Here is a 26733-nt window from a genome sequence, read left to right on the forward strand (position 1 = left end):
TATGAAAACAATATTTAACACAAGTTTGACCATTAAAAACGAAGGACAAAAAGTCACTCTTTATGGTTGAATAGCGAACAAAAGAAAATTTAAAAAACAACTGTTCGTTGACTTGAGAGATAGAAGTGGAATTATTCAAGTAATTTTTACTGATGTTTCAGATCCTTTATTAACTAAAGAAAGTGCAATTGAAGTAACGGGAACTGTAACAAAAAGACTGGAAGCTAATCCAAATTTAGCAACTGGAGAGATTGAAGTTCAAGTTGAATCATACAAAATCCTTAACAGCGCGAGTCAAATTCCTTTTGAAATCAATGACAACGAAAAAAATACTGAAGCTAATGAAGACCTTCGTTTAGAATATCGTTTCTTAGATTTACGTCGTGAAAAAATGCAACAAAACATTGCTTTAAGACATAAAGTTTCACTAGAAACCCGTAAATTTTTCGATGCCAATGGATTTTTGGAAATTGAAACTCCTATTCTATGTAAATCAACACCGGAAGGAGCACGTGACTTTTTAGTTCCAACAAGAAAAAAGGGTAAATTTTTTGCACTACCACAATCTCCGCAATTGTATAAACAACTTTTAATGGCTTCAGGGTTTGAAAAATACTTCCAAATAGCAAGAGTTTTCAGAGATGAAGACTCACGTAAAGACCGCCAACCTGAATTTACTCAAATTGACTTCGAAATGTCTTTTTCAACAGAAGAAGAATTGTTTAAACTTGTAGAAAATTACTATCAACACATTTTTAACTCATTAGGTTTAAAATTGAACATTCCATTTAGAAGAATGGATTTCTTTGAATCAATGGATAAATATGGAAATGATAAACCAGACACAAGATACGGATATCTTCTAACTGATTATTCAGAACTACTAGCAAGCGAAGATGCTTTAAAATTTATTGCTTTTGATAAAGATAGTTCAAACGATTGAAAATACATAACCGAAATAGCAACAAAAAATAATGCTAAAAATTTTGCTATTTACAAAATTGAATCTAACAAAATAACAGACCAAATGACAATAGGGAATAGTCTAGACAATAACCAACTTGAAAAACTACTATCGAAAGCAAACATTAGTGATGGTTCGCTATTTGTATGCTTTGGTAAATATAGTGACATAACAAAATCTTTAGGAGCTGTTCGTGTTGTTTTAAATGATTTATATCTTCTTGCTGATCCAAATCGTTATGATTTCTTATGAATCGTAAATTGACCAATGTTTGAATTTAATGAAGATAGTCAAACTTATGAACCAGCTCACCATGCTTTTACTATGATTGATGAAAAAACTATGTCTTATTTTGAAAACAATGAATATGACAAAGTTCGCGCTCGTTCATATGACTTAGTTTTAAATGGATATGAACTAGGTTCAGGTTCAGTTCGTATTAATGATCCAAAACTTCAATCATTAATGTTTGAAAAATTAAATATGTCACCAAAAGAATGTGAATCAAAATTTGGATTCTTCTTAAAAGCATTCAAATATGGTCTTCCGCCGCACTGTGGAATGGCTTTCGGACTTGAAAGAATCTTGATGATCCTAACTAATTCGCAATCAATTCGTGACGTTATTGCCTTTCCAAAAAATGCAAAACAAATTGATTTATTATCAAACTCTCCTTCAATGGTTACAAAAGACCAACTAGATGAGTACTTTTTAGCAATGAAAGGAGAAAAATAGTTAATGACTATTTGATTAGTTTTAATTGCTATAGTGGCAATCATAATCATCATTATTTCTTTTTTAATGTCACCAGATTCAAATGGTTTCAGTGGTGCCCTTGTAGGTAGTGGAGACCTTGACTTATTTAAAGTTTCAAAAGAAAGAGGTTTCAAAAAATTTCTTAAATATTCAATGATGATTTTCGGTTTTTTATTAATAATTATTGCTATTGTCCTGAGAGTTGTAATTCAAAATGGCAAATAGTTATAAACGTTTTAATTTACAAACTAAAGACATTGTTGACTTACTAAAAAAAGAAAAAAAACCACTTCAATTTATCGAAATAGCAAAGCAACTAAAAGTTGCTAAATTTCATAATAAAGAACTGTCCGAATTGATTTTTGAATGCGAAAAGCTAAGGCTAGTAGAAAAAAACCGTGAAGGTCAATATTTTGCTCTTGACTATGTAACAGGTGGTTTTTTTGAAATTTCAATAACTAACAAAAGATTAGGTTTTATTGATTTTGAAGAAGATAAAAGTGCTCTGGCTTTACCATTCCAACTAAACAATGTTTTAGACAAAGATATTGTCCATGCTGATATTTACGGCTATGAACAAGAAGAAAAAACATTTTATCGTGCTTTTGTTACTCACGTTAAGGAACATCAAAAGAAAGTTGTAGTTGGTAAATTTGTAAAAGGTTTTAATGTGCCGACATTCTTTTTTGAAGCTTTTGATGATCGCGACAGAGCCAAATATTTTGTGCAAAAATTGCCAGATGATTTTGTTTACGAAACCGAGCAATTGGCAAAAATGGAAGTCTTAAGTCCTAAAGCAGGTGGGTCACGAGTAGATGTTAAGTTTATTGAATACATAGGTAACATCAATAATCCACGTGTAATAGAAAAGAAGATCATAGCTCAAAATAATATTGAAATAGATTTTGAAACTGAAGTTGAACAGCTTTCAAAATCATTACCAAAAGAAGTTTTAGCTTCTGATTATCAAAATCGTAAAGACTTAACCCAATTATTTACTGTTACCATTGATGGCGATGACACAAAAGATTTTGATGATGCAATTAGTTGTCAAAAAAGATCTGACGGAACTTTCGATTTGTGAGTTCACATAGCTGACGTTTCACATTATGTCAAAGAAAATGATGCAATTGACAAAGAAGCATTGGAAAGAGGAACATCAATCTATCTTCCCGACAAAGTTATTCCTATGCTTCCTTTTGAATTGTCAAATGGAATTTGTTCACTAAATCCACAACAAAAAAGATGTGCAATGACATTGCAAATGCACATTGATGAAAATGGTAAAAATATTTCTTATGAAATTTATCCATCAATAATCGAAAGTAATTATCGTTTAACTTATTCAAGAGTTAACGATTATTATGCTCAAAAACCTCACATTTTTGATTTCGAGACAACTTATTTACTTGACACAGCATTAGATATAAGTAAACTAATTCGAAAAATAAAAAATGACGAAGGGTATGTTGATTTCGAAATAGAAGAGCCAAAAATTATTATGGATGGTGACAAGGTAGTAGACATCGTAATAAAAAGATCAGGCATCAGTGAAATGATGATTGAAGATTTTATGGTTCGTGCCAACGAAACAGTTGCGACCATGATGGCAGACAAGAAAATACCTTCAATTTATCGTATTCATGCCGAGCCAGAACCGGAAAAAATCTTTAACTTGCAAGAAGTTCTAAACTTTTTAAATTTAAATGTTAAAGTTCCTGACACTGGGCTTTCAAAAGATTTTGCCAAAATGATTGACAAAATAAAAGAAAAAGATCATTTTGATGATTTTCTTAAGGCTCACTTACTAAGAACCTTATCAAAAGCAAAATATTCAGAAATAAATATTGGTCATTTTGGGCTAGCAAGCAGTTGTTATGCTCACTTTACAAGTCCAATTAGACGTTATCCTGATTTATTATTGCATCGCCTAATAAGAGATTATATTTTTAATAGTCAGCCATTAAATGATGAAACAAAGGGATTATTAGAAAATAAAATCAGTGACATCGCCCAAAAGAACACTGATTCAGAAGTTGTGGCAATGTCAATTGAAAGAGATGTAGTTGATCTTAAAAAAGCAGAATTTTTTGAAGCTTTTGTTTCGCAAAAATATAAAGCTAAAGTGATCAGTTGTGAAAAATTCGGAGTATTTTTCGAATTGCCAAACTATAAAACCTCTATTCTTCTTAGGTTCGAAGATATTCAAAGAGAAATGGTTTCACAAATCTCACCACTTCTTGCTAAGGGACCAACTTTAGAATTCAAAGCTGACAAAGATTATGAAATTGTAATTGCAAGCGTTGATAAAGCAAAGGGTCAAATCAACGCCTTATTACCAGAGGATTATTATGAAGCAAATAGTAAAAAATAAATATCCTCGTTATGAATATGAAATCAAAGAAACATATGAATGTGGTATTTCTTTACAAGGATGAGAAGTAAAATCATTACGAGCTCAAAATGCCAATTTAAATAATGCTTTTTGCACCATTAAAGGTAATGAAATGTGAATCAATAATTTTTACATTTCACAGTATATGAATGTTAAAGGTGATTTAGAAAGAACTAAAAAGCTTTTACTTCATAAGAATGAAATTATTAGAATTCAATCAAAAGTAGAGAGATTGGGACTGCAAATCATTCCGACTCTAGTCTATTGAAAAAATAATCACATAAAAGTAGAGATTGCTCTTGCTAAGCATTTGAAAGTACATGACAAAAGACAAAAAATAATTCAAGAGGAAAATGATAAAAAATTGCAAAAAATCTTGAAACAATACTAACCATAGCTTATAATTGCTATTGTTATTAATGGGGGTGTAATGGCTTCGACAGGCACAAGCTCCTTAAAAGCGCAGTAGTGTGGCAGACTATAATTGCTTCTAGGCTTTCAATGACCGGAAAAACTAGCGAAAACGAAGAACTATCAGTTTCACCTGTATTCTTCAATCGTCAATCAAATCTATTATTCGCTTAATGAATTTTAGTCAACTTTTCTATGCCCGCTAGAAAAAGTTGTCGTTAGGGCTTAGGTTTCAAAAGTGCAACTATTTTGAAACTGAAAAATGAGTTGCCATTAACAAATTGATTTTGTTGTCTTATTGATTTGTTAATGTATTTCAAAGACAACTAAACTGTAGTACTTGCAAGTAAGTTTGTGTGTGGACCGGGGTTCAATTCCCCGCATCTCCACCATTTTTTTATATCTTTTTTGCTAAAAAGACTGAAAAAGTAACAAAAAACTAGGAAAAAATTATCTTTTTCCTAGTTGTGAGTGTGTTTATTTTATTTGTTTTGTAATTTAAGGTCTCAAATTTCTTCGATTTCTTTAGTATTCATGTTGTATCTAGATGCACTTAGAATCGAGGCTTCATAGTATGAATATGCTTTTTTATCTGGAGCTAGTTTTGTAAAGTAATCTTCCAATTCTTTACTATATCTTTTAGCTTCGATATCTAATGAATCAATGTCATATTTACCTTCAAAAACCCTATTTGGTTTAGGTTTAACACTAACTTCTTCATCAGGATATCCAAGTGCTAAACCGATAACTGGAAATGCCTGACCTTTAATGTTTAATAGTTGTCTTAGTTCTGGAATCATTGTTCTTACTAAACCTAAAAAGCAAGTACCTAAACCATTCGAAATGGCAACGTCTTGTAACATAGTAGCTTGAATGTAAGCGTCTCCAGCAGCAACTAAAAATCCTTCTGTTGTGTGTAAATCATATTTAATTTCTGGGTAGTGCTTCTGAGCTAAATTCATGCGATTGAAATCAGCCACAAAAACAACAAACATTGCACAGCTTTCAACAGCTCGAGCAAATTTATTTGCCTGCCCGATTGCTTTTAGTTGTTCTTTATCGGTGATTATTATTGCACTTGAAGAATGTCAATTAGAAGAGTTAGGTGCCAATTTGATAGCATCGAATAATTTCTTTTTTAATTCATCGTCAATTGCTTTATCTTTAAATTTTCTAATACTTGTACGTTTTAAAATTGCTTGGTATAAATCCATATTTTTCTCCTTTTTTGTTATATTTTAGTCCAAAAAGGTTATTTTTGTCCAAATCTTAGTACCCTAAAGCAAGACAAATTATTGTATAATAATTTAATTATGGAAAAGACAATGCTTTCAAGCCTAAGTGCTATCAAAACTAAATATTTGGATATTCAAGAAGATTTATTAAAACCTGAAATTTACAATGACACCAAAAAATATGCAAAATTGCAAAAAGAACAAAATGCAATTCGTGACATTTATGAAAGCTTCGTAAAATGAGAAAAAAGTAATGATGCTTTTATTCAAGCTAAAGAAGTATTAAAAAACGAAAAAGATGCTGAATTGTTAGAATTAGCAAAAATGGAAATTGAATCGCTTGAAGAAGAAATGACCACTCTTGAAGAAGAACTAAAAATTCTTTTATTACCTAAAGATGAAAATGACGAAAGAGACGTTATCATCGAAATTAGAGGAGCAGCCGGTGGAGATGAAGCTAACATTTTTGCTGGTGACTTGTTTAGAATGTATCAAAAATATGCTGATCTAAATGATATGAAAGTCCAAATGATCGATTCAACATTTGGAGCAGCTGGTGGATTTAGTCAAGTTGTCTTTTCAGTGAGTGGAGATAAAGTCTTTTCAAAATTAAAATTTGAAAGAGGAGTTCACCGTGTACAAAGAATTCCTGCTACCGAAACAAAAGGTAGAGTCCATACCTCAACTGTTACTGTAACAGTTCTTCCTGCTGTCGATGATGATGTCGAAATTGAAATCAGACCACAAGATTTAAAAGTGGACACTTTCCGTTCTTCAGGAGCAGGTGGACAAAGTGTTAATACAACCGATAGTGCTGTCCGTATTACTCACATTCCAACAGGTTTAGTAGTTACATCGCAAGATGAACGTTCACAAATTGCTAACCGTCAACAAGCAATGAAATTAATGAAATCTAAACTATATGAAATGGAAGTAAGAAAAAGAGAAGAGGAGGAAGGAACTATTCGCAAACTTGCTGGTTCAGGTGATAGAAGTGAAAAAATTCGAACTTATAACTATCCACAAGACAGAGTTACAGATCATAGAATAGGATTTTCAACTTCGCTTAAAAATGTTATGGATGGAAACATGACTTCGCTAATTGAATCATTATTAGCTGAAGAAAGAGCAGAAAAAATTGCTCAAATTGGAGAACAATAATTAACATGCCTACACAAGAAGAACTTTTGCGTGAAAAACACCGAAACAATTTAGAACTAAAAGTTTCAAAAAAAGAGCAAAAGCTTCTTAAAAAAGGTTATCCAGTACAAAGAATAATCGGCTTTTGCGAAATGCAAAATGTCCGAATTTTTTTAAATCGATTTGTGCTAATTCCTCGTTATGAAACGGAAGAACTTATTTTAGAAGCTTATAACCACATTAACAAAGACTCGACAGTTTTAGATCTTGGAACAGGTAGTGGTTTCATAGCAATAGCGATACAAAAAAACAAAAAATGCTATGTTGACGCAGTAGAAAAGAACTTTTTTGCACTAAAACAAGCCAAGAAGAACTCTTTTATTAACGAAACTAAAATCAATTTTATTCGCTCCGATTGATTCAAAAAAGTTACAAAAAAATATGATGTCATCATTTCTAATCCGCCTTATCTGAACTATCAAGAAGTCATTAACAAACCAAAATTTGATCCTAAATATGCCTTGTATGCTAAAGATTCAGGCCTTAGAGATTATTTAAAAATTCTTAAAAAAGCACATTTATTTTTAAATAAAAACGGTGTTTTAATATTTGAAATCGATGATTTTGTAGCACCATTTTTCGAAAAAAATTATCCTAAAAGCAACATTATTAAAGACATTAATGGCAAGAAAAGAATAGTAGTCATAACAAAGCAAGAATTAGAAAATTTAGCACTCTAGTCCTTTTTGTGCTAAAATATATTTATTATGGCAGATAAAAAACGTGATTACTATGAAGTATTAGGAATTTCTAAGACAGCAACTGAAAAAGAAATTAAATCAGCATATCGTAAACTAGCGATGCAATATCACCCGGACAGAAATAAAGAACCAGGAGCAGAAGAAAAATTTAAAGAAGTTTCGGAAGCATACGAAGTTTTAAGTGATCCAGAGAAAAGAGCTAAATACGATAAATTTGGACATGCTGCTTTTGACCAAATGGGTGGAGCTTCAGGGTTCTCGAACGCGTCTGATATCTTCAAACAATTTTTTGGTGGATTTTCAAAAGCATTTAGCTTTGATGAATTCGATGGCTTTGGTGATTTCTTTGGTGGTGCCTTTGGACGTTCAAAACCCAATGGTCCAACAAAAGGAGCTGATTTAGAGCAAAGAATAACAATAACATTTCTTGAATCAGTATTCGGAGTCAAAAAAACCTTAAAACTTCAAAAAATCGAGATTTGTGATTTATGTAAAGGCAAAGGAGCTGAAAAAGACGAAGACTTTAAGAAGTGTTCTACTTGTGATGGCGGGGGTAAAGTTGCTTCTTCAATGTTTGGTTTATTTCAAAGTGTAACAACTTGTCCTGATTGTTCTGGTACTGGAAAAATAATTGTCAAAAAATGTTCAAAATGTAAAGGTAATGGTTCAATTAGAACTAATGTTGAACAAGAAGTTGACATTCCAGCAGGAATAATGAGTGGTCAAGTTCTTTTGCTAAAAGGGTTCGGAATTCCATCAAAAAATGGTGGACAAACCGGAGATATGCGACTTGTTATTGAAGTTAAGCGTCATGACTACTACCGTAGAATTGATAATGATATTATTTTAGAAGTTCCTGTATCAGTTAAATCAATAATAGCTGAAGAAACTATTTATGTGCCAACGCCATATGGTGAAAAACCAATAAAACTTGACAAAAAAAATCAAGATGGTGACACATTCATAATCAAAGATTGTGGATTTAAGTTCTTAAACCAAAATAAATATGGAAAAATGATTGTAAGAATTAAAACATTTATTCCTACTTTATCAGATTCAGAGCGAAAAATCGTTGTTCAAGCTCTTGAAAATAATAAAGATAATACCTATGAAAAATGAGTTAAAGAAGTTAGTAAAAAATAGCTAACTTTTTTATTTTTTTAAAGCATTATGTGGCTATAATTCTTTTATGAATTTGCCTAGTAGAAAGCAGCATTTTAAAAATTATCGTGAAGAGCTAAAAAAGACTAGTTCTTTAGTAAAAACTATTAAAAAAACCCGTAAAGAATATTTAAAATTAAGAGATAAGCTAACGGGTTATTTTGAAGATTTTGAAAAAGAATTTAACGATTTCAAAACTTATGTTGAAAATGAGACGATCATTAAAGAAAAAGTGAATTCTGCTAAACCAAAATCTAGTAATGATGATTTCATTACAAAACAAATTGCAAATCTTGAAACCGTTAAACAAAAAAATAAGTTGGATGGTGAAATGATTTATGAGCAAAAATTCTTGCCATTGTTACATGATGCAAAAATCGATGCAATTCAAAATATCGTTGAAACAGAATTAAGTAAACTAAGAGGAGAATAATTATGGAAAAGCGCATTAACATAGCAATTGATGGTCCAAGCGGTGTTGGTAAATCTAGTGTTGCCAAACTTCTAGCCAAAGAATTGGGTTATTTCTTTATCTCAAGTGGTTCAATTTATCGACTAATTGCCCTAAACGCAATTGAACAAAAATTGGACTTAACAAATGAAAGCCAAGTGAATAGTCAATGAAATTTCGAAGACATCAAAATTGATGAAAAAGAACAAGTGTATTTTAAAGGTCGTAATGTTACTCATGATTTAAGAAAAGATGAAGTTTCCAAAGCAGCAAGTGACATTGCAGTTTATCCTTCTGTTCGTAAAAAAGTAGTTGACTTTTTACAATGATATTCTGTTTCTTATAAAGGAATTATAATTGATGGTCGTGATGCAACTTACCGTATTCTTCCTACTGCTGAACTTAAAATTTTCTTATGAGCTGATGCTGACATTAGAGCAAAACGTAGAGTTTTACAAAATGCTGAATTAGGTTTCGATAGTGACTATGACAAAACATTGCAAGAAATTATTGCAAGGGATGAACAAGATATGAATCGCAAAGAAGATCCATTAATATGTTCACCAGGTTCGATTAGAATTGATTCATCGAAAAAAAGTCTTCTAGAGGTTTATGCAGAAATACATGCTTTAGCCTTAGAAAAAATTAAGGAGTAAAAGCATGAAAGAATTAGTAGCAATTGTTGGAAAGCCGAATGTTGGTAAAAGCACTCTTTTTAATAAATTAATCAATAAAAGAAAAGCAATAGTTCATGATCAACCAGGAGTTACAAGAGATCGTTTATACGATGAAGTGACTTGAACTGGAACAACTTTTAAAGTTGTGGATACTGGTGGAATCACGGTGAGTGATGACCAAATGCAAGACCAAATTTCAATTCAGGCGCAAATAGCAATTGAAGAAGCAAATATTATTGTCTTTATGCTTGATGGACGCCAAGATTTAACTAATGAAGATTATTATGTAGCTAATTTGTTGCGTAAATCAGGAAAACAAATTATTCTTGCCATTAACAAGTGTGAAGGCGAGCGTGGTGAATTTAATCCTATTTTTTACTCGCTAGGCTTTGATGAAATTTTTGCTCTTAGTGCCATTCATGGAGAAGGTTTAGGTTCGTTGCTAGATGCGATTGTTGAAAAAATTACCAAAAATGATGAAGATTCTGAAAAGCATTTCAAATTAAGCATAATTGGAAAACCGAATGTTGGGAAATCTTCACTATTAAATGCTCTTAGCGGTTCGTATCGTTCTATTGTTAGTGACGTTAGTGGAACAACTCGTGATAGCGTTAGTGATTTAGTAAAAATAGAAGACCAAACATTTGAAATTATTGACACAGCCGGAATCAAGAAAAAATCTAAGCTTATTGACAGTGTTGAACATTATGCACTAATGCGTGCAATGAATAGTTTGGAAGAAAGTGATTTAACTCTTTTAGTACTAGATGCAACTGAAGACATTAGTCACTTTCACTTACGTATTTCAGGTTTTGCTTTTGAACAAAGAAAACCAATTATTATAGTTGTTAACAAGTGAGACTTAATCGAAAAAGAGACTAATACAATGATTCGTCATGAAGAAATGTTGAGAGAAAAATTTAAGTTTATAGATTGGGCTCCGATAGTTTTTATTAGTGCTAAAAGTCACAAGAGGCTAGACAAGTTGAAAAAACTAATAATTACAGTAAGAGAGAATCTTGAGAGAAAAATACCTACATCAAAACTAAATGAAGCAATAATGCAAATGCAATTGTTCAAGCCAGCACCATCATTAAAAGGTAAACGTTTAACAATAAATTTTGCCCAACAAATCGAAGGAAGAATACCAACATTTGTGTTGTTTGTTAATAATCGTGAGTATGCCCACTTTTCATATTTGCGTTATATCGAAAATCAAATACGTGAGTATTTTGACTTTGAGGGAACTCCGATTAATATTCTGTTAAGAAACAAAAATGAAGGAAGAAATTATGAGTAATAAAATCACTGTTATCGGTTCAGGTTCAATGGGAACAGCTTGTGCAAAAATTTTGCACAAAAACGGTCACGATGTTACTATTTATGGTGTTGATACAACTGAATTAGAACAATTAAAACAAGGCAAAAATTTAAAGTACTTTCCAGAATCAATATATTTACCAAATTTTAAAACAACTAACAATCTCAAAGAAGCACTAAATAAAACTAATTATGTTTTATTAGCAGTGCCATCTAAATTTATGGATCAAGTATTTAATGATGTTTTGGCAAATTTAAATTCTGAAGTTATGTTTATCAATGTTGCTAAAGGTTTTTATCCAGGAACAATTATCCCTTTACACACTGCTATGAAGCAAAAAACAGCTAACAATGCAAATGTGAAAGGTGTTGTTAGTTTAATAGGTCCTTCACACGCTGAAGAAATTGTTAAAGACTCAATAACTGTTGTTGACTCAGTAGATCGCGATGAAAATAAAGCAAAATTGGTACAACAACTGTTTTCAAATGATTATTTCCGTGTTTATACTCAAACAGACGAAATTGGAGCTGAAATCGGTTCGATTTATAAAAACGTTTTAGCTATTGCATCAGGCATTCTGGATGCAAAAGGTTATGGAATTAACACTCGAGCAGCACTAATTACTCGAGGACTTGTTGAAATGCGCAAATATGCAGAAGCTAACGGTGGAAAATTAGAAACCTTGTTTGGATTGACAGGAATAGGTGATTTAATCGTTACTGCATTTAGTGAGTTTTCTCGTAATTTTAGTTTTGGTAAGCTTTACGGTCAAAAAGGTAAAGAAGCCCTTGATACAAAAATGACTGTAGAAGGTTTAACTGCTTTAAAAGCGATTTATGATAATGTTATAAGTAAAAAACAAATGGAATTACCGATAACTGAAGGTTTATATAAAGTAATTTATGAAGATTATGATTTAGAACTAATGTTGAAAAATTTGATTAAAAGAGATCTTAAAGGAGAATAGTTATGAACAAAAAAGAATTAATTAGCGAAATTGCTCAAAAATTAGACAAGTCAATTAGCGAAGTTGAACAATTTTACAATTCTCTTGAAGATGTAATTGTTGAACAATTATTACAAGGAGAAAAAGTTGCTATTTCAGGTTTTGGAACATTCAGCACAGTACACAAAGACGAAAAAGTAACTATCAACACTTTTACAAAAGAACAACTTATTGTTCCTGCTAAGGTAGAACCTAAATTCAAATTTTCAAAAGTTCTAAAAAGTAAAATTAACAAATAAAATCTAAATAATTTAATACCCCAGGAAATATCAATTCTAGCTTGTTTCCTATCTTGTCGAGATCACTCATTTTCAGTGATCTCTTTTTTTCAAAAAACGTGTGTAAATGAGTACTTTTTACTCAATAAAAGACATCATATTTTTTGAAAAAAATTATGTAGAAACCACACCCTTGATGCCGATTAATTAAGTCCAAATATTCGATTTGATGCTTACGTATATTTTGATAGGAAAAAGTGTCACCTTCACATTCTTTTGCTTCGAAAGCAATGAATTTACCTCTATAAATTCCATAGTAGTCGACTGTCGATTTTTGCACTATTTTAGCATCTTCAATCAGTAATTTTTTGTCCTTTTTTACTACTTGTTTGAATTTAATATCAAGATTCTTTTTGTGAATTAATGCAAGATTAAGTAGGGCATAACGTTCATTAGTTTGATTAATTATTTTTTCCAAAAGCATACCTTTATTTTTATTCATATTGCCTCCTACTTATTAAAGTAAGAAATCATAGCCAGAAAAAAATAATTTTTATATTTATTTTAAATATAAACCACAGGTATAATTATAAACATGTATAAGATAGGAATTGATTTGGTAAACATTAATCGGTTTAAAGAAGTAAAAGAACATTTTATTAAACGTTTTCTGTCAGACATTGAATATGTTGACTATCAAAAAAGCGAAAACAAAGATATATTTTTAGCGACAAGATGAGCACTTAAAGAGGCGATTTATAAAGCTGACAATAGTGAATATTCTTTTAAAGATATTTCAATTTCAAAAGATATAACCTATCGTTACAAAAATTTCTCACTTTCAACATCTAGCGAGGGTGAGTTTGTTATTGCTATGGCAATCAAAAATTAAGGAGCAAAAATGAACATTAAGACAAAGATGATTTTGTGTAGCCCATGACTAGGATTAAGAATTCTAGGAATTTTGAGAACGGCTAGAAATTCAAAAAATAATCCAAGCGTCTTTACACTGCAAAAAAGAGTAGATTACTTAGTTAAAAGAGCTAAATGATTATTGAAATTTTTAAAAATCGAATTAGTTGTTAAAGGGTATGATAAATTGCCAAAACATGGCGCAATTTTGTATCCTAACCATGTGTCAAATATTGATGCTATTGCAATAATGGCAGCAATGGACAAACAAACTAAAGATGTTAACGTTGACAATTTAAGACCAACATTTTTAGCAAAACAGGAACTACAAGATAAATATTTAACTCGTAAAACACTTTCAATCATTGATACATTCTACCTAAATCGTGAAAACATTCGTGAAAGCGTTAAAACATTGGAATCCTTTGGTCATTTTGTCCGTGATCAAAGAACTTTGGGGGTAATTTTTCCTGAAGGAACAAGATCACGTGATGACAAATTATTAGAATTTAAAGCAGGAGCATTCAAAGTGGTTAAATCTAATTCTTTTGCAGTTGTGCCAGTGACTATTAATGGAAGTGGGATTGCTTTAGATCCAAAACGAAGAAAAAAAATCACTATTGAAGTAATTTTTCATGATGCTATTGACACTTTGAAAATCAACCAAGCTGAAACAAGTCGAATTGCTAACTTAGTAAAACAAAAAGTACAATCAGAATATCAAAATCAAGAAGTTTACAATTCAAAAAAACAACCTAAAAAACGTAATCCTAAAAAACTAACATACAGCCAAAAACAAGCTAAAAAAGAAGCAAAATTGCAAGAAAAAGCACGTAAACTTGAGGACTTTTAATTTTTATGGAACCAAATGAATCATTAGAACCTTCTTACTTAGACATTAAGCTTTCATCATTCGCAGGTCCTTTGGACTTGCTTGTTACTTTAATTAGAGATAAAAATATTGATATTTGAGAAATTGATCTTAACGAAATTGCTGATCAATATCTAGCAATTATTCACAATCTTAATGAAAATGATTTTGATACCGCTTCTGAATACTTAGTAATGGCTGCAACTTTAATTAATCTAAAAGCTAAAATGATTTTGCAAGATCCAGAAGAACAAGAAGAAGCAAACAAAGAAAAAATTCGTTTGTTGAGTCAAATTGCTGAATATGAACGCTTCAAAGACTTGAGTGTTGTTTTAAAACAGCACGAAGAACAAAGAAAAGATTTATACAACAAAACCATTAGTGATTTACGTCCTTTTGCGCGAAAAGGTGATCCTAATGAACTAGCAGGACACTCATCAGGTTCAAGACTTGCTTTAGTATTAAGAAAAATGTTTGAAAGAACTTATGCTGAAACATTAAAAAATATTTCGCTTTCAACTAAAGCAGTTTCGCCAGAAGAACAAAAACAAAGAATTTTGCAATTATTTGAAACTAAAAACACTGATACTCTAAATTTTGAAGATGTTTTCAGTGTTCCGACATACGGGCATTTTGTAATTAGTTTAATTGCTTTACTAGATCTAGCACGTCAACAAGTAGTTGTTATCAGTGAAAATGAAGAATTAGAAATTGTTGCAATCAAAAAAGGAGAAAAATATGGTCAACAATAAAATTATTGAAGCACTTTTATATGTTCAAGGCGACCAAGGTCTTTCAGTTGAACAAATGAAAGAAGTATTCAATCTAAATAATGAAAATGAAGCTTACACACTTTTACAAGATTTTCAAAAATACTTTAATTCTTTGTCAAGAGGAATTGAAGTTCATGAATTTAACAAAGTTTTCAAATTTTTAACTGCTCCTTTAGCAAAAGAAGCAATCAGCAATTTAGTAAGTGTCACAAAGAAACAAACTTTGAGTCAAGCAGCGGTCGAAGTTGCAGGAATTATTGCTTTCAAACAACCTATCACACGTTCAATGATCAATAACATCCGGGGAGTAATCAGTGATCATATTGTGATAACTTTACTAGCTAAAGGATTGATTGAAGAAGTAGGAGTAGCTTCTACACCAGGACAACCTATTTTGTACGGAATTACCAACAAGTTCTATGATTATTTCAAAATTAAGTCACTTTCAGAGTTACCGATTTTTGAAGAATTCGACAAATACGAAGAAGATGAGCAAAAAGTTGAGGCAGAACGTTACGACTTATTTAATTCACAACGTCGTGATGACGAAGATGCAATAGTTCAGGATTGAGAATATAATGATTAAACTAAAAGCAACAGCAAATGATGAAGGTAGAACTTTATACAAGTTTTTAATCAAGAATTGTAACAATGTTCCAATTTCAAAAATTGAAAAAACATTTCGTCAAAAAGATGTTCGACTAAATGGTAAAAAAACTAATGATAAATCCTTAAAACTAAGCAATGGTGATGAAGTCACAGTTTATGGAATTGACAATGCCAACATTGAAAAAAGAGTGCAAAAAACCAATGTAACTTTCAAAAAAGTGTATGAAGACGACAATATTTTAATCGTTGATAAAAAAGCAAGTGTGACAATGGTTGGTGAAGAAGACTCGCTACAAAATCAAGTTTTAACATACCTAAAATATGAAAAATTTGCTTCTTTTGTTCCTGATTCAATTGGTCGCTTGGATAGAGTAACATCAGGACTGATAATTTATGCCAAAAACTATAAAACATTAGTTGAACTAAAAGCAAGACATAATGATTTTGAAAAAACATATCAATTCATTAGCGATTTTGAAGGTGATGAATTAGTAAGTGTTAGATTAAAAAAAGACATTGAAAAAGAAAAGATGGTAGTAGATCGTGATAACAAATTTGGAGTAAAAGCAACAACTCATTTTTTCACACAAAACGGTAAAAAATTTGCTACTTTAAAAACTGGTAAAAAACACCAAATTAGAGCAACTTTAGCGCACATGCAAGTGCCGATTCTAGGGGACACAAAATATGGTGGCAAAAAATCGCATCGTGTCTTTTTACATGCTTATCGCATTGTTATCAGAAATTTACAACTTCCTGAACTTGATTATTTAAACGACATGGAATTTGTTTCATATCCAAAATGATAGGAGGCTAATGTGGAAAAAGCAAAAATGATTAAACTAGCTAATGACTTATTGTTTGAACCGAAAGAAGAGGTTTTTTTATTGCTAAATGAAGAACATGAAAACATCAAAAAACAACTTGAATTGTTGAATAGTTTTGACTTAGACCATCTTGAGCCCATGACACACATTAACGAAAAAGCTATTGATTTTGATATGTTGCGCGAAGATGAACCTAAACCAGGTATAAGCAAACAAGAATTATTAACCAATGCATACGACAAAGACGACACTTTTGTTAAGGTAAGAAAGGTTATAAATGATTAACAAAGGAAATTTGCAAAAAGCGCTCATAGAAGCAGCAAATGACACAAATAATGCAGTCAGTTATGTGTATCAAGATGCTAGGTTAAATAATGAAGGGACTCTTGCTAATTGTGTTTACTCGCTAAAAAGTAACTACGCAACCAAAAACAGTATTTCACATGCTTCTAGTCATATTCTTGAAAATTTCATTCCTTACTATGATGCAACAATTGTTAAATTATTACAACAAGCAGGTGCTACTTTGGCTTTCAAAACTCATCTAGACGAATTTGGTTTAGGTGGAACCGGACAATTTTCTTATTTTGGCTTAGTTCGCAATCATTTAAACAAAGATTACTTGGCAGGCGGAAGTTCTTCAGGAGCGGCTGCTTCATTTACTGAAAATGTAGGTTTTGCAATAGGTTCAGATACTGGAGATAGTGTGCGTTTACCAGCTTCATACGTAGGTAGAGTAGGATTCAAGCCCACATATGGAGCAGTCAGTCGATATGGTCTTTTTGCCTTTGCTTCTTCACTTGATACTGTTGCTTGATTTAGTCACAATGTCAACGATAGTTTTGAAATTGCGCAAGTGTTATTCAAACAAGATTTTTCAAATGACAACACATCTCTAGATTTAAGTTTTAGCAAAGAAGAAATAAAAACTAAAAAACCGCAAAAGATAGCCTACCTGGATTGTTTTGACTATTTAAGTAAGAGTGTAAAAGAAAGTTATCAAAAATTATTGAATAAATTGTCACAAGAAGGAGTTTCATTACAACCTGTAAAAGTTGATGAAAAATTACTAAAATCAGTGTCTGTTGTGTATCAAATCATTGCTTTTACGGAAGCAAGCAGTAATCTTGCTAATTTAAATGGAACAGCTTTCGGACTAAGACAAGAGCAAGATAATTGAATGCAAACATATATTAAAACTCGTCAATTAGGATTAGGGCCAATGGTTCAAAGACGTTTAATTTTAGGTTCATATTATTTAGAACAAGAAAATCAAGAACGTTACTTGAAAAAAGCTCAGAAAATGCGTCGTTTGCTTGCTAACTATTTCGCTAATATTCACCAAAATTGTGATATTTTCATATACCCAGCAGCTAAAGATGTTGCGCCACGTTTTGATGCTCAATCTGATGAATCATTCATGGATTACATTTTAACTTATGCTAACCTAGTAGGTAATCCTTCTTTAACTTTACCGCTTGGTAAAAATGAAAATAGTATGCCTTACTCGCTTGCGATTGACAGTGCTAAATATCAAGATGTTAAAATGTTGCAGCATGCTTTATGAATTGAAGATATTATCAAAGGAGAAAAATAATGGAATTTGAAGCAGTTATAGGGATTGAAATTCACTTAGAACTAAACACAAAAACCAAAATGTTTTCTTATGCCGCTAATGATTTCAATCTTCAACCAAATGAAGCAGTAAGTGTCATTGATTTAGCATACCCAGGAACACTGCCATTACTTAATAAACAAGCAGTCATAAGTGCAATCAAACTAGCTAAAGCGCTAGATATGCAAATTGATAATGAGCTTCACTTTGATAGAAAGAATTACTTTTATCCTGACTTGCCAAAAGGTTTTCAAATTACTCAACAATTTCGTCCAATTGGACGAGATGGAAAATTGCCAATTCAAATAAATAATGAAACAAAGTATATAGCAATAGAACGTATTCACATGGAAGAAGACACTGCTAAGCAACTTCACGAAAACGGGTCAACTTTTATAAATTACAACCGTGCGGGTGTACCTTTAATTGAAATAGTTTCGCGTCCAGTCATGCACTCAGCTCAAGAGGCGGTTGAATATATTAATATGATTCGTTTGATTGCTTTGAGTTTAAATATCAGTGATGCAAAAATGTCAGAAGGTTCTTTACGCGCTGATGTCAATATTTCGATTCGTCCTCAAGGATCAAATTCATATGGAACAAGAGTTGAAATCAAAAACTTAAATTCTTTAAATAATGTTGCCAAAGCAATAGAGTGGGAAATTGAGTGACAAAAAGCTAAATATTTAGCAAATGAAACCTTTGAACAGCAAACAAAACGTTTCGATGAACAAACTCAGACAAATAAAACTATGCGTAGCAAATCAGGAGCAGTTGACTACAAATATTTTTCTGAACCTAATATTCCATTCGTTCACTTATCAAATGAATTAATTTCAAGCATAAAAATCAATGAACTGCCTTGACAAAGAAGACAACGTTACTTAGATAATAAGTTAAATGACGTGCAAATTGGACAATTAATTGAAAATATTGAATATGCTAATTTTTTAGATGCAATCGCTTCTAATGACTTTAAAAAAACAACCAACATTTTCTTCAGTGATATTGTTTCATTTTTAAATGAAAAAAACATCGTACTAAAAGATTTAAAAATTTCAACTTCAGACTTAAAGCAGTTGATTTTGTTACTTGAAGAAAATAAAATACTGAAAAATTCAGTAAAAATTGTGTTAGAGCAAAAACAATCATCAGATTTGAGTCTAAATGAAATTCTTAATATAAATAACTTATATGCAAAAGATTTAAGTTCCGAAATTGATTCAATTATTGACAATGTTTTACAACAATATCCTGATTTAAAAACAGAATACACACAACGTCCTGAAAGAGTTAACAAATTTGTCATAGGGCAAGTAATGAAGCAAACAAAAGGACAAGCCGACGCACAAAAAGCACAAGAAATATTAGCTAAAAAACTTTCATAACATGAGTCAAAGAAATCGCAGAATTAGATCTCGATCAATACGAAATTCACGCTTTAGCAATCTTATTGAACTAATTATGAAGCGTTTCATTCTTTTGATTGCTAAAGTTGTTGTTCCTTCATCTAAGCTTTCAAAAGATAAATTGAATAAAATTACTGACGAAACTTATACAAGAATAAGAAGTAAAGAATTTGCTTATATTCCAGCTGGAACCGCTCTTTATTTGTTCGTTTCATTTATTCCGATTTTGGTAATCATTAGTACAATCGGACTAATTCCTAGCCCTTATATTAATCAAGTCAATGGCGAGTCAATCACATATGCTAATGTTTTGAGTGAAGACATTCTTGCTCGTTTGATTCCAGGAATTAATAAGGTTATGCCTAACTTGACTGGTTTATTTGCTAAAAACCAATCAGGTGGAAGTTTAATTGCAATACTATTAATTGTCAGTGCAGTGTGAATTTCAAGTCGAGGTTATACTCGTTTTATTGAGTCTATTTCGATTTTTTATAATCACGATAGACCATCAAATTTCTTCAAAACCAAAATTAAAGCCTTGTGAATAGTAATTTGTTTGACTGCATTTTTATATGTTGTGATCTTGCTTTTTACCTTGTTCTTAGCTTATTTACGTTCTGAAGGCTATGATCACAAAGGATGACAATTTTTACTAATTTATTACATATTGATGACCTTTTTTGTTGTTGTCTTCTTTATAATTGGTTACCTACTTTTATTTAAATTTGCAGCCAATTTTAGACTTAAATTTTCTGATATTGCAATTGGTGCTTTTATTAGTGCTATTCCTTCGTCAATTTTTAGTATTACCTTTGGTTTCATTTCTTCGATTGCAAAATATGAAAAATGAGGATCTGTTTCTTCATTTATGTATGTGCAATTGTTTATTTTGTTTATGTCTTATTTTACTTACATCGGAATATTGTTTAATGCAAGTTATTACAAGACCTTTATTTCTAGTGTTACAATTGACAAAAATCTAAAATTATCACGTTACTAATACTTTATGTATTAAAATTATTGAGAAAGGAGAAAATATGGATAAATTGCCAGGTGGAATTCGTCACTATCTAAGTTGACTAAGAGCACAAACTGACATCAATTTTAGTAAATGAAATTCTAAAAAAATTGCCTTTGTTGGAGTTTTAATTGCAATTAGTGTTGTGTTTTTCATCATTAGTGTGCGGATTGTACCAATAAGTGCTTTACCAAGTTTTAAATTCTCTTTTATAGGTTTACCAGTGAAAATTACTGGATTTTTGTTTGGACCTTTCATCGGAGCAATTACTGGTGTTTTGGCTGACTTAATATCTTTTGCGCTAATTCCCACTTACTACAATGTTTTATACACAATTGCAGTTGCAGTAGCGGGAATTGTGCCTGGAATTACTGCTTGATATTACTTTAATGTGGGAGGACTACTTTTCTCTAATCGTTATCGTATTTATCGCTTAAAACAAATTATTGATTACTTTAATCTTCGTCAACAAGAAGCAATCAATAAAGAAGATTTAGATCAAGCACAATATTTTTCCGAAAAAGTCGCTTATTATGAAGTAAAACTAATTTTAGTTGAATCTAAATCTAAACCATATGGATTAATTAATTTTGCTTATTTTTCAACAATGATTATTCTAGCAGTGCAAATCTTGATCATTTTTGCAATCTTCGCTAGTTTATCTGACACAATTTTTGCTAACAACCATTGAATTAAAAGTAAATGATTCTATATTTTAATAACTACTGCTGGATTCGCCACCATGATGGTAGGTGTAACAATATATCGTTTAGTGTTACGAAGAAAATATCAACGTTTCATTGATATGATGGCCATTGTTTCTTTCTGCGCTATCTTAGAATTTTTAAACGTTTTATTACTTTCTTGAGGGGACACAATGTCTCTAAAAGTTGATTTTTGAGTTAACTTAACTTCTCATACTCTATTGAGTCCTGTCAAAATTTGATTTAATCTTTCTGTCATTTATGCAACTTATACTATCGTTTCGCCTTTAATCCAAAAAAGGGAAGTAACTGGTTTCTAACATGGAAAGTTATTCAAAAAAGAAAACTTTCTTACAAGCAATAAGATTAGGTCAAATTTCGCAAAATAAACAATCAATTGATGTTAACGACATCAATTTTTCTCTTTATCCTAATCAAATTCTTTCTATCATTAACACTAACAAAAATACACAAAATGCAATTTTCGATATGTTAATTGCATCACGCAAAAGTAAAAATAACAATTTAGGTTTTTTAGTGTTTAATGATAATTTCATATTCAGTAAAACATCACTGAAACAACAATGAAAAAATTATCGTCATTTTTTAGGTTGGGGCTTCCGAGACGCTTGAAATAATACTGACACAAAAACTAAACTAATTGATTACCTTTATCAATATTTTATTGACAGCGACACTCACAAATTTAATTCCGAAGATTTTCTAAAAGACTGAAAAAACGTTCTTGTTGAGTACCAAACAGCTTTATCTATTAACAGAAAACAAATAGAAGTTGAATACTACAATGATTTAGAAGAGTTATTTAACAACTTCTTTTCTACACTTAATACTTCGACTGCACAATTGAAACAAAACAGTACTGAATATTTGACTGAATTTTTTAATCTTGCAAATGATTTTCTAATTCAGCACTTAAATTTAATTACTAAGACTGAAAAAAATATTATTGAAACTTATGTTAGTTATCAAGAACGTTATCGTGAAGGAAAATTATTTCTCAATTACCAAGAAATAAATAATTTACGGCAAGAAAGAAATGATTTCATCAGTGAGCATACAAGTAATGATGATTCGGATAATTACAAAACTAATGTCGATCAACTACTAAAGTTAGTAAAAACGAAGAAAACAAATAACAAACAAGCAAAACATGTTGTTTTAAAATTTATTAGTGATTTAAAAATAAAAGTTAAATTTTATAAAAATAAGTATTTGGAAACAACTAAAAATCTAGAAGCATTTATTTATTTTTATAAAAAATATTATGCTAATAAACTGATGCTAAAAATTTTGCTATTTCACTATCGTTTAATTACTCGTCTGAGTCCGCAAAATTTAGAATTGTTGTTACTAGAAATTAATGCTAAATTAAATGCAGCAGGTGCTTTAGTTCTTTTCTATCGAAACAATTCACAAAGAAAAGACTTAATCAAAAACATCAAAAAACAAGTTGAAGATGTCGTAAGTTTAAGCTTTAAATCTTTCAAGAGCGATTACAAATCACAACAAAAAGATTATTATGCTAATTTTTTTAGTCGTTTAAGCAATCTTTTCAATATTAGTGGTTTGATTAGTAGTAACGAGAAAGTGAATTTTTCAACTAAAGATCGCTTAAAACTAAGACGTTACGACTTTTTATTAAATGAACTAAACTTAAATAACCGCTGAAATCGTGAAACTACTCTCAAAGAAATTTCATTCAAAGAAAAACAGATTGAAAATCAGTTGTTTTTAGTTAAAAATAATGTTCGTAAGCAAGCTAATCAATTTAATAATTTAATTAAAAACTTCAATAGTGAAATTTTGAAAATTAATCGTTTGCAACCAAGTTTACCTTGACTTTTAGATATCAAACCGAAAGCCAAATATTTAAATTATTTAGATGATAAATTAAAACAATACCATCTTGATTTAAACAAGTTATTAAATGTTATTACTTATAAATCAGAAGTTAGTTCATCTTCAGTTTTATTATTTTTATTCAAACAGTATCTATACAATGTTTTGTCAGTCTATGATTTAAAAGCACACATTTTAGAGCGCAGTGTGGCGAATTTAGATGAAACGACAATTGCAAAAATTAGAGTTGCAAACATTTTTAGTAAAAATCCTAAAGTTATCATCGTCGGTAGTGAAATAAATAAGTTTAGTACTGAAACAAAAGATTGAATTTTAAAAGAAATAAATAAATATGTGTTTGAAAAATCAGCCATGGCAATCTATTTTCTCAATGATATGAATATCGCGGCTAATTTTTCAACCCATTTATTCATAATGCATGACAATATGGTTGTGGAATCTGGTAAAACTTCTTCACTCACACAAAATCCAGTTCACGCCATCACCAAACAATTAATTAACAACCAAAAAGTAATTTTTCAAAATGAACCTAACAAGCAAGTTCAATTATTCAAAATTGACGAAAATCATTCAGTTTATTGCTCGATTAACGAATTTGTAGCTTGAACTAGTCAAAATAGTGAAATTAAAGTCACAAAAAAATCAAAAACCAAAAACATTGTCGATAATAGCATATTAAAAGATACATTAATAATCGATTTAGCAAATAGTAAATATGAAAGGAAAGAAATGGATAAGAATTTTGATCACAAAATCGTTGAAAAAAATCGTTACCAAAAATGACTTGATAAAAAGACATTTCAAAAACACGATGAAGCTAAAAGACCATTTACAATCATTTTGCCACCTCCTAATGTAACAGGACAACTTCACATTGGACATGCTCTTGATACATATATTCAAGACACAATCATTCGTTACAAAAAATTACAAGGATACGATACATTATTTTTACCAGGTACTGATCATGCTGGTATTTCAACACAAGCAAAAGTTGAAGCTATGTTACAAGAACAAGGCAAAAATAAGCACGAAATGGGTAGAGAAGAATTTCTGAAAGTTGTTTGAGAATGAAAAGATAAATATTCAAATATCATTCACGAACAATGAGCAAAATTAGGTTTAGCTTTAGACTATTCTTCAGAGCGTTTTACACTTGACAAAGAAGCTAACGAAGCAGTTCTTAAAGTTTTCATTGACTTATACAACAAAGGAATAATTTATCGTGGTACAAGAGCAATAAGTTGAGATCCAGTTCAAATGACAGCACTTTCTAATGTTGAAGTTTTAAATGAACCAATTGAACAAAAAATGTATTACATTAAATACCCGTTGCAAGATTCTAATGAATATTTAGAAGTTGCAACAACAAGAATTGAGACATTGCCAAGTGATGTTGCTGTAGCATTTAACCCAACTGATGTTCGTTATCAGAAATTCTTAGGTAAAAACATCTTGCATCCTTTAACTAAAAAACTAATTCCAATAATTTCTGATGACTATATTGATCCTAGTTTTGGTTCAGGAGTAATGAAAGTTAGTGCCCATGCTACAAACGATATTGATATCATTAACAAGAATGGTCTTGAAATCAATGAGTGTATCAATAAACAAGGAAAAATGACTGAACTGGCAGGTGAATTTGCTGGCCTAGATCGTTTTGAAGCAAGGGACAAAATTGCACAAAAACTTGCCGACGAAGGTTATTTAATCAAAGTTGAAAAAACAATTTCTAATGTTGGTTTAAGCGAACGTTCAAAAGCACCAATTGAAATTTTAGTGCAACCACAATGATTCTTAAAAATGAACAAAATGTCACAAAACATTTTAGAAAACATTGAAAAAGAAGATGGAGTAAAATTCTATCCTGAAAGATTTAAAGATGTAATTAAACAATGAATGGAAAATGTTTATGACTGAACTATTTCTCGTCAATTATGATGAGGACACAGAATCCCAGCATGATATAAAGGTGAAGAAATTAAAGTCAGCTTGACTAAGCCAGGAGAAGGTTGAGTGCAAGACGAAGATGTTTTAGACACATGATTTAGTTCGGGATTAGCACCTTTCGTTTTTCTAGGATGACCACAAAAGACTGAAAAAGTACAACGTTATTTCCCTACTCAAGTTTTAGTAACTGCTTATGATATTATCTTCTTCTGAGTAGCTAGAATGTATTTTATGTCATTAGAGTTTATGAATAACATACCTTTTGAACATGTTTTAATTCACGGTCTTTTAAGAGATGAACAAGGACGCAAAATGTCCAAATCATTAGGAAATGGTATAAATCCAATTGAAGTAATTGAACAACATGGTTCAGATGTTTTAAGAATTGCTTTATTATTTAATTCAACTCCAGGTCAGGACATAAATTTTGGTAACTCAAAACTTGACACAGCGAAACTATTTGTTAACAAGTTCTGGAATATTGCTCGTTTAGTTAACAATTTTGAAATCAATAAGTCGACAAGCTCAAAATTAGATACCTACGATGCCTATATTGTTGATAGATTAAATAAATTTGAAGAACAAATCAACATCAACATGGATAAATATGAATTCACTGTTGTTTACAAAGAAATTCAAAAGTTTATAGTAAATGAATTTAGTGGTTGATACTTAGAGTTTGCAAAATTTAAAAACAAATCAACTGTTATCCACAAAATCTTTAAAAAAATCTTGATTTTGATGCAACCATTCTTACCTTTCACAACCGATTATTTATTCGAACAAATGTATAATGAAGACTTATATGAAGCTAAAGTTCCAGTTTTTGATGCGGTAAAAGACACAACAAAAGCGGAAAAAATGATTGAAATAATCACTGAGTTACGTAAATACCGTGAACAAAAAAATATCTCGAAAGCTAAAACATTATATTTTGCAATTGACTTAAAAATATTGCAAGAAGAAGATTTAAACATAATTTCCAAACTAGCCAATTTTGAATATCAAGCAAATGAAGACACATTAATTCAAGCAAGTGATTTCAAAATATTTGTAGTAATGGATGAAGAAACAAAACAAGCTGAAATTCAACGTCTAGAAAAAATGATTGAACAAAATCAAGTTGATATTGACCATGCCTCAAAAATGTTAAATAATCCAAACTTTATGCAAAGAGCAAAACCTGAAAAAATCGCTCAAGAACAAGAAAAATTAGCAATGTTTGAAGCTAAAAAAACATCATACGAACAAGAGTTAGATAAACTGAAAAACAAATAATGAATAAAAGCGGGGCGATTCCCGCTTTTTTTTGATAATCGCATTGAAACTTTTAAGTTTATTTTTTAAGAAAAAAGTCGCATTACTGCGACTTTAATATGTTATTTTTTCTTTTGACCAATATTTAATTCAAAAATATGATTAGAATCTACTTATAACATTTTTGTTACTTATTGTGAAATATATTGCTGTTCCCAGAGTGATAGCAAATAGTCCTAAAGACAATAAATTTATTGAAAATATTGCATTATTGTATATAGAAGAATGGGAGCTATTTCTTCTAACAAAGACAAAAAACTTTAAATGTTAAGTAAAAAGCAAAAGATTATTAGTTCCTTTTGCTTGAGTGGATAATGAGAATGTGTGTTATTGAACAATGAAATTTTTACC

At 30.6% G+C, this 26733-nt stretch carries 25 protein-coding genes and 1 other RNA gene; 24 read left to right on the plus strand and 2 right to left on the minus strand.

Annotation, left to right across the window (positions count from 1 at the left end):
- The first annotated feature begins 1 nt into the window (after nucleotide 1).
- The 5 genes from aspS to ssrA all read left to right on the plus strand — a co-directional run bounded on the left by aspS (nucleotide 2) and on the right by ssrA (nucleotide 4918).
- A complete protein-coding gene (gene aspS / locus ACWXVV_RS02460) occupies nucleotides 2-1699 on the plus strand; it encodes an aspartate--tRNA ligase (protein ID WP_455984678.1) in 1698 nt (565 codons plus the stop codon).
- Nucleotides 1700-1702: 3 nt separating this feature from the next.
- On the plus strand, nucleotides 1703-1945 hold the full coding sequence (gene secG / locus ACWXVV_RS02465; protein WP_438341704.1) for a preprotein translocase subunit SecG: 243 nt from the start codon (nucleotides 1703-1705) through the stop codon (nucleotides 1943-1945).
- Nucleotides 1935-4094, plus strand: coding sequence for a ribonuclease R (gene rnr, locus ACWXVV_RS02470; RefSeq protein WP_456012476.1), 2160 nt, complete (start codon nucleotides 1935-1937; stop codon nucleotides 4092-4094). The genes secG and rnr overlap by 11 nt, the downstream gene beginning before the upstream one ends.
- On the plus strand, nucleotides 4072-4506 hold the full coding sequence (smpB, locus tag ACWXVV_RS02475; protein WP_438341706.1) for an SsrA-binding protein: 435 nt from the start codon (nucleotides 4072-4074) through the stop codon (nucleotides 4504-4506). The genes rnr and smpB overlap by 23 nt, the downstream gene beginning before the upstream one ends.
- Before the next feature lie 30 nt (nucleotides 4507-4536).
- Nucleotides 4537-4918: a transfer-messenger RNA gene (ssrA, locus tag ACWXVV_RS02480) on the plus strand.
- 90 nt (nucleotides 4919-5008) lie between these two features.
- Here ssrA and ACWXVV_RS02485 read toward each other — a convergent pair.
- Nucleotides 5009-5740, minus strand: a complete 732-nt coding sequence (locus tag ACWXVV_RS02485) for a nitroreductase family protein (RefSeq protein ID WP_456012477.1) — start codon at nucleotides 5738-5740, stop codon at nucleotides 5009-5011.
- Nucleotides 5741-5839: 99 nt separating this feature from the next.
- Here ACWXVV_RS02485 and prfA point away from each other — a divergent pair, with 99 nt between their 5' ends.
- The 8 genes from prfA to ACWXVV_RS02525 are packed head-to-tail and all read left to right on the plus strand — an operon-like array spanning nucleotide 5840 to nucleotide 12517.
- Nucleotides 5840-6922 carry a peptide chain release factor 1 gene (gene prfA, locus ACWXVV_RS02490; protein WP_455967970.1) on the plus strand — a complete coding sequence of 361 codons (1083 nt, stop codon included), beginning with the start codon at nucleotides 5840-5842 and terminating at the stop codon, nucleotides 6920-6922.
- Between the two features lie 5 nt (nucleotides 6923-6927).
- Nucleotides 6928-7641, plus strand: coding sequence for a peptide chain release factor N(5)-glutamine methyltransferase (locus tag ACWXVV_RS02495; RefSeq protein WP_438341709.1), 714 nt, complete (start codon nucleotides 6928-6930; stop codon nucleotides 7639-7641).
- A 27-nt stretch (nucleotides 7642-7668) separates the two neighbouring features.
- Complete coding sequence (dnaJ, locus tag ACWXVV_RS02500) at nucleotides 7669-8805, plus strand: molecular chaperone DnaJ (protein ID WP_438341710.1); 1137 nt, start codon at nucleotides 7669-7671, stop codon at nucleotides 8803-8805.
- Nucleotides 8806-8851: 46 nt separating this feature from the next.
- Complete coding sequence (locus tag ACWXVV_RS02505) at nucleotides 8852-9256, plus strand: hypothetical protein (RefSeq protein ID WP_438341711.1); 405 nt, start codon at nucleotides 8852-8854, stop codon at nucleotides 9254-9256.
- Between the two features lie 2 nt (nucleotides 9257-9258).
- Nucleotides 9259-9930 (plus strand): (d)CMP kinase, encoded by a 672-nt coding sequence (cmk, locus tag ACWXVV_RS02510; protein ID WP_455967963.1) that lies wholly within the window; start codon nucleotides 9259-9261, stop codon nucleotides 9928-9930.
- Nucleotides 9931-9934: 4 nt separating this feature from the next.
- Nucleotides 9935-11251 carry a ribosome biogenesis GTPase Der gene (gene der / locus ACWXVV_RS02515; protein WP_455984681.1) on the plus strand — a complete coding sequence of 439 codons (1317 nt, stop codon included), beginning with the start codon at nucleotides 9935-9937 and terminating at the stop codon, nucleotides 11249-11251.
- Nucleotides 11244-12239, plus strand: a complete 996-nt coding sequence (locus ACWXVV_RS02520; RefSeq protein ID WP_455984682.1) for an NAD(P)H-dependent glycerol-3-phosphate dehydrogenase — start codon at nucleotides 11244-11246, stop codon at nucleotides 12237-12239. Before der ends, ACWXVV_RS02520 begins: the two co-directional genes overlap by 8 nt.
- 2 nt (nucleotides 12240-12241) lie before the next feature.
- On the plus strand, nucleotides 12242-12517 hold the full coding sequence (locus tag ACWXVV_RS02525; protein ID WP_455984683.1) for an HU family DNA-binding protein: 276 nt from the start codon (nucleotides 12242-12244) through the stop codon (nucleotides 12515-12517).
- On the opposite strand, the gene recU is transcribed toward ACWXVV_RS02525, so the two are convergent.
- Nucleotides 12507-12998 carry a Holliday junction resolvase RecU gene (gene recU / locus ACWXVV_RS02530; protein WP_438341716.1) on the minus strand — a complete coding sequence of 164 codons (492 nt, stop codon included), beginning with the start codon at nucleotides 12996-12998 and terminating at the stop codon, nucleotides 12507-12509. The genes ACWXVV_RS02525 and recU overlap by 11 nt on opposite strands.
- 93 nt (nucleotides 12999-13091) lie before the next feature.
- Between recU and ACWXVV_RS02535 the strand changes: the two genes are divergently transcribed.
- The 11 genes from ACWXVV_RS02535 to ACWXVV_RS02585 all read left to right on the plus strand — a co-directional run bounded on the left by ACWXVV_RS02535 (nucleotide 13092) and on the right by ACWXVV_RS02585 (nucleotide 26343).
- Nucleotides 13092-13388 carry a 4'-phosphopantetheinyl transferase superfamily protein gene (locus tag ACWXVV_RS02535; protein ID WP_438341717.1) on the plus strand — a complete coding sequence of 99 codons (297 nt, stop codon included), beginning with the start codon at nucleotides 13092-13094 and terminating at the stop codon, nucleotides 13386-13388.
- A gap of 9 nt (nucleotides 13389-13397) precedes the next feature.
- On the plus strand, nucleotides 13398-14261 hold the full coding sequence (locus tag ACWXVV_RS02540; RefSeq protein WP_455984684.1) for a lysophospholipid acyltransferase family protein: 864 nt from the start codon (nucleotides 13398-13400) through the stop codon (nucleotides 14259-14261).
- 5 nt (nucleotides 14262-14266) lie between these two features.
- Entirely contained in the window at nucleotides 14267-15031 is a 765-nt protein-coding gene (locus tag ACWXVV_RS02545; RefSeq protein ID WP_455984685.1) for a segregation/condensation protein A, read from the plus strand.
- Nucleotides 15018-15638 carry an SMC-Scp complex subunit ScpB gene (scpB, locus tag ACWXVV_RS02550; RefSeq protein WP_438341720.1) on the plus strand — a complete coding sequence of 207 codons (621 nt, stop codon included), beginning with the start codon at nucleotides 15018-15020 and terminating at the stop codon, nucleotides 15636-15638. The genes ACWXVV_RS02545 and scpB overlap by 14 nt, the downstream gene beginning before the upstream one ends.
- On the plus strand, nucleotides 15631-16470 hold the full coding sequence (locus ACWXVV_RS02555) for a pseudouridine synthase (protein ID WP_438341721.1): 840 nt from the start codon (nucleotides 15631-15633) through the stop codon (nucleotides 16468-16470). The genes scpB and ACWXVV_RS02555 overlap by 8 nt, the downstream gene beginning before the upstream one ends.
- A 9-nt stretch (nucleotides 16471-16479) precedes the next feature.
- Nucleotides 16480-16773 carry an Asp-tRNA(Asn)/Glu-tRNA(Gln) amidotransferase subunit GatC gene (locus ACWXVV_RS02560; RefSeq protein ID WP_455967951.1) on the plus strand — a complete coding sequence of 98 codons (294 nt, stop codon included), beginning with the start codon at nucleotides 16480-16482 and terminating at the stop codon, nucleotides 16771-16773.
- Nucleotides 16766-18085: an amidase family protein gene (locus ACWXVV_RS02565; protein WP_455984686.1), complete on the plus strand. Its 1320-nt coding sequence runs from the start codon at nucleotides 16766-16768 to the stop codon at nucleotides 18083-18085. The genes ACWXVV_RS02560 and ACWXVV_RS02565 overlap by 8 nt, the downstream gene beginning before the upstream one ends.
- Nucleotides 18085-19491, plus strand: coding sequence for an Asp-tRNA(Asn)/Glu-tRNA(Gln) amidotransferase subunit GatB (gene gatB, locus ACWXVV_RS02570; RefSeq protein WP_438341724.1), 1407 nt, complete (start codon nucleotides 18085-18087; stop codon nucleotides 19489-19491). Before ACWXVV_RS02565 ends, gatB begins: the two co-directional genes overlap by 1 nt.
- A 76-nt stretch (nucleotides 19492-19567) precedes the next feature.
- Nucleotides 19568-20512 carry a YhjD/YihY/BrkB family envelope integrity protein gene (locus tag ACWXVV_RS02575; RefSeq protein ID WP_438341725.1) on the plus strand — a complete coding sequence of 315 codons (945 nt, stop codon included), beginning with the start codon at nucleotides 19568-19570 and terminating at the stop codon, nucleotides 20510-20512.
- 37 nt (nucleotides 20513-20549) lie between these two features.
- Nucleotides 20550-21554: a hypothetical protein gene (locus ACWXVV_RS02580; RefSeq protein ID WP_456012478.1), complete on the plus strand. Its 1005-nt coding sequence runs from the start codon at nucleotides 20550-20552 to the stop codon at nucleotides 21552-21554.
- Between the two features lies 1 nt (nucleotide 21555).
- Complete coding sequence (locus ACWXVV_RS02585) at nucleotides 21556-26343, plus strand: valine--tRNA ligase (RefSeq protein ID WP_455984687.1); 4788 nt, start codon at nucleotides 21556-21558, stop codon at nucleotides 26341-26343.
- The last annotated feature ends 390 nt before the right edge of the window (nucleotides 26344-26733 follow it).

Source organism: Mycoplasma sp. 3392 (assembly GCF_053851755.1).